Source organism: Ferrovibrio sp. (assembly GCF_035304305.1).
Taxonomy (GTDB): Bacteria; Pseudomonadota; Alphaproteobacteria; order Ferrovibrionales; family Ferrovibrionaceae; genus Ferrovibrio.
On the sequence record NZ_DATGQG010000016.1, the window covers coordinates 1 to 3,913 of the forward strand.

5 protein-coding genes are annotated in these 3,913 nt (G+C 64.3%); 4 read left to right on the plus strand and 1 reads right to left on the minus strand.

Annotated elements, in window-relative coordinates; all coding sequences use genetic code 11:
• Positions 1-18 precede the first annotated feature (18 nt).
• Positions 19-1,260: a threonine synthase gene (locus tag VKZ87_RS01775; RefSeq protein WP_324219523.1), complete on the minus strand. Its 1,242-nt coding sequence runs from the start codon at positions 1,258-1,260 to the stop codon at positions 19-21.
• A gap of 466 nt (positions 1,261-1,726) precedes the next feature.
• Between VKZ87_RS01775 and VKZ87_RS01780 the strand changes: the two genes are divergently transcribed.
• From VKZ87_RS01780 to VKZ87_RS01795, 4 genes are all read left to right on the plus strand, one after another.
• A complete protein-coding gene (locus VKZ87_RS01780) occupies positions 1,727-2,158 on the plus strand; it encodes a hypothetical protein (RefSeq protein WP_324219524.1) in 432 nt (143 codons plus the stop codon).
• 106 nt (positions 2,159-2,264) lie between these two features.
• Entirely contained in the window at positions 2,265-2,618 is a 354-nt protein-coding gene (locus tag VKZ87_RS01785; RefSeq protein WP_324219525.1) for a hypothetical protein, read from the plus strand.
• 10 nt (positions 2,619-2,628) lie between these two features.
• Positions 2,629-2,991, plus strand: coding sequence for a GFA family protein (locus VKZ87_RS01790; RefSeq protein WP_324219526.1), 363 nt, complete (start codon positions 2,629-2,631; stop codon positions 2,989-2,991).
• 125 nt (positions 2,992-3,116) lie between these two features.
• Positions 3,117-3,608, plus strand: a complete 492-nt coding sequence (locus tag VKZ87_RS01795) for a GNAT family N-acetyltransferase (protein WP_324219527.1) — start codon at positions 3,117-3,119, stop codon at positions 3,606-3,608.
• Positions 3,609-3,913 lie beyond the last annotated feature (305 nt).

The window sequence follows — 3,913 nt, forward strand, 5'->3', positions numbered from 1 at the left end:
TGACAGTGGTATTGATGCTTACAGCTTCGCGTAATCGATCTCGCCGTGCCGATCGAGCGGCTTGCCGCCTTCGGGCATCGGGTATTTCAGGCCGCTCGCGCAGTTGAACAGCACCACGCGCTCGTTCTTCTTCACGCGGCCATCGGCCAGCGCCTGCCTGTAGGCGGCATAGGTCGCCGCACCCTCGGGGCAGAGCAGCAGACCTTCCTGCTTCGCGACGTCATCGAGCGCCGCGGCAATCGCGTTGTCTTCCACCGCGATGGCGAAGCCGTTCGAGTTGCGCACGGCATCGAGAATCAGGAAGTCGCCGATCGCCGCCGGCACGCGGATGCCGGCCGCATAGGTATGGGCATTCTCCCACAGCTGCGCATGGCGCTCGTTGCCTTCCCAGGCGCGCACGATGGGCGCACAGCCCGCCGCCTGCACGGCAATCATCTTCGGCCGCTTCTTCCCGATGAAGCCGATGGCCTCAAGCTCGTCGAAGGCCTTCCACATGCCGATCAGGCCGGTGCCGCCGCCGGTCGGATAGAAGATCGCATCCGGCACCTCCCAGCCGAGCTGCTCGGCGAGTTCCAGCCCCATCGTCTTCTTGCCCTCGATGCGGTAGGGCTCCTTCAGGGTCGAGGTGTCGAACCACCCGGCGGCTTCCCTGCCCGCGCCGACCAGCTTGCCGCAATCGTTGATCAGGCCGTTGACCTTGTAGAGCCGCGCGCCCTGCAGCGCGATCTCGTCCATGTTCACCTGCGGCGTGTCGTCGGGGCAGAAGACCACCGTCTCGATGCCCGCGCGCGAGGCATAGGCCGCCAGCGCCGCGCCGGCATTGCCGTTGGTCGGCATCGCCATCTTTTTCACGCCAAGCTCTTTCGCCATGCAGACGGCCAGCGCCAGTCCGCGTGCCTTGAAGCTGCCGGTCGGCAGCCGGCCCTCGTCCTTGACGATCACCTCGCCGGTCGCGCCCAGCGAACGGGCGATCTTCGGCAGCGGGATCAGCGGCGTCATCACCTCGCCCAGGCTGACGACATTCTCCGTATGCTTCACCGGCAGCAGCTCGCGATAGCGCCACCAGTTTGGCGCGCGGGACGCGATGAGTTCCTTCGTCAGCGCCGCCTTCACGCCGGCGAGGTCGTAGCGCACCAGGATCGGATAGCCCTTGGGAGAGAGATTGTGCAGCTGCCCGGCCGGCAGCCGCTCGCCGGTCATGCCGCATTCGAGATGGGTGACGAAATTCGGGGCGTCGGGGACGGCAGGCGTGGCGGGCATGGGATTCCTGAAATGCGGTGAATGCCGGGTGGAAACGTTACGCAGTCCGGCGCGGCAGGGCGAGGCCTGCGCGTCCAACTCCGTTCAAACCGATACGATCTGAGTCCCGTTTTTCCTTATCCGGCCCTTATGAGGCCTTATCCGCGCTTATTCCGTCTTATTTCGTCCTATTTTTCCCGTCCCGGGCCGGCCTGGAACCGGCGGCCGGACGGGACAAGATGATTGACCACAAGAACATATCATGTACATTGCCACCGAAATGTCAAGCGGACAGGCCTCCCGGAGGCCGACCCGCCGCCCGTTACAGCCATGAGGGGACGTGATTGCGCCTGTCTGAAGACATGTTCGCCTGCCGGGGCCAGAATTGCCGGGAAGAAAATACCCCCATGACCGACAGTCTCTCTCACGGCAAACAGGGTGCCAACCTGACAGCGTGAACGTCACATAAGCCGACAATCCCGACGCCATGCACGCATTCGTCGCGCATTACATCGAAACGAGAAAAGCTTCATTCCGGCGCTTCCTTGAGGCTGCCCTTGAACCGGAATCGACCGTCATCGCCGACATCGACCGCCATATCCCTTCCGGCACAGCGCAGAACTACATCAGCAAAATCCGCGTGCTGCGCGAATTCGTAACCAGACAGGGGCTGAACCGGGCCAGCCCGGACGAGCTCGCGAAATCCCTGAGCCAGGTCGGGGTCACCAAAATAAACGACATCTCCCGGCGGAACCTGCTGGGACACCAGCAGACGCCCCGGAGCCCCGATGGAGCGGTCAGTGACATTCTCCAGGCACTGGAGAGGCTGGACCCGGACCAGCTGCAGCGGATCCGGGACGCCACGGACATGCTTCTGGCGCGTCATGCCGGAGGCTACAGGCGAATGGCCGCACGCTGACTGCAACAGGATGGCGCTGCGCCGCTCCCCGATTGCGTGCATCGATGGTACAATATCGTACCCAGGCTGTTACTGCCCCGGATAGCCATCCGCAGGGGGTCCGTTAATGTCCGCCAGCGATCGCAGCGCCCTGAAACCCGCCATCGCCCGTATCTGGCGCGGGCGCGTGAAGGCCGAACGCGCCGACGAATACGAGGCCTATCTGCGCGCGGAAGGCATTCCGCCGCTGGAGAAGAATGCACTCGGCGTGATGATGCTCCGCGAGGACCGTGACGGCGAGAGCGAGTTCGTCACCATCTCCTTCTGGGAATCGGTGGAAGCCATGTCGCGCTTCGCCGGCCCGGATCCGAAACGCATCCATCACCTGAAACGCGATCCGGAATTCCTGATCGAGCTGCCCGACGGCGTGCAGGTGCTGGATTTCCGGCACAGCTTTGGTACGACTGCACGACACGGCTGAGGGAGGATCCATGACCGCGACAAACCACAAAGGCAGCTGCCATTGCGGCAAGGTGCGCTACGAGGTGACCATGGACCTCGAAAAGCCGGTGCTGTCCTGCAACTGCTCGATCTGCCAGCGCAAGGGCACCCTGCTCGGCTTCGTGCCGGCCGATGCCTTCCGCCTGGTCTCGGGCAAGGACGACGTGACCGATTACCAGTTCGGCACGAAGAACATCCATCACCTGTTCTGCAGCACCTGCGGCGTCACCTCGTTTGCCACCGGCACCGCACCGGACGGCAGCCGCATGGTGGCGATCAACGTGCGCTGCCTGGAAGACGTGACCGACGTGAAGGCGCTCAACGTGCAGGAGTTCGACGGGCGGAGCCAGTAGCTCTGCGAACGAACCCACAAATGTCATGGCCGGGCTCGTCCCGGCCATCCACGCCTTTGTTGTTACAGAAAAAAACTCGTGGATGCCCGGGCCAAGCCCGGGCATGACAATGAGAGAGAAGCGAAATGCCCCTCTATACCTTCCGCCGCATGAGCGAAGCCGATCTGCCGCTGCTGCGGCGATGGCTGGAGACGCCGGACTGGCGGCGCTGGTGGGGCGATCCCGATGCAGAGCTGGCGAACCTCGCCGCCGACCTGCATGAGCCGGCCATGCGGCTGTGGATCGTCGAGCATGAGAACGCGCCGCTGGCCTTCATGCAGGATTACCCGGTGCATGCCTGGGCGGATCATCCCTATCGCGACCTGCTGCCACCCGGCAGTTACGGCATCGACCAGTCGATCGGCCCGCCGGAGCTGCTGGGCAGGGGTCATGGCAGCGCTTTCATCCGGCAGCATGTCGCGACGCTGCTGGCCGAAGGCGCATCCTGCGTGGCGACCGATCCGCATCCCGACAATGCCCGCGCCATCCGCGCCTACGGGAAGACCGGCTTCACACCCCTGCGCCGCCTCGACGATATCGGCGTCTGGGGTCCGGTGCTGCTGATGGTGGTCCGCTAACTCAAATTTTCATGTCATGGCCGGGCTTGTCCCGGGTATCCACGAGTTTTCCGCCTGCAGCACCAGCGATGCGGGAGCAAAAAAGACGTGGATGGCCGGGACAAGCCAGGCCATGACAGTGTTGAAAATCAGCGAAGCCCGAAAGCCGCGCGCGCCTCTCTGCAGGCATCGTCGCCGGGCTGGCAGTCGCGGCAGACATCGGGGCGCGCGTCATAGACGGCGCAGGCAACGGCGCGGCCGACCTCGCCGGTCAGCGCCGAACAGCGGCTGCCGATGCAGCGCATGCGGCCGGCTTCGTCGTCGCG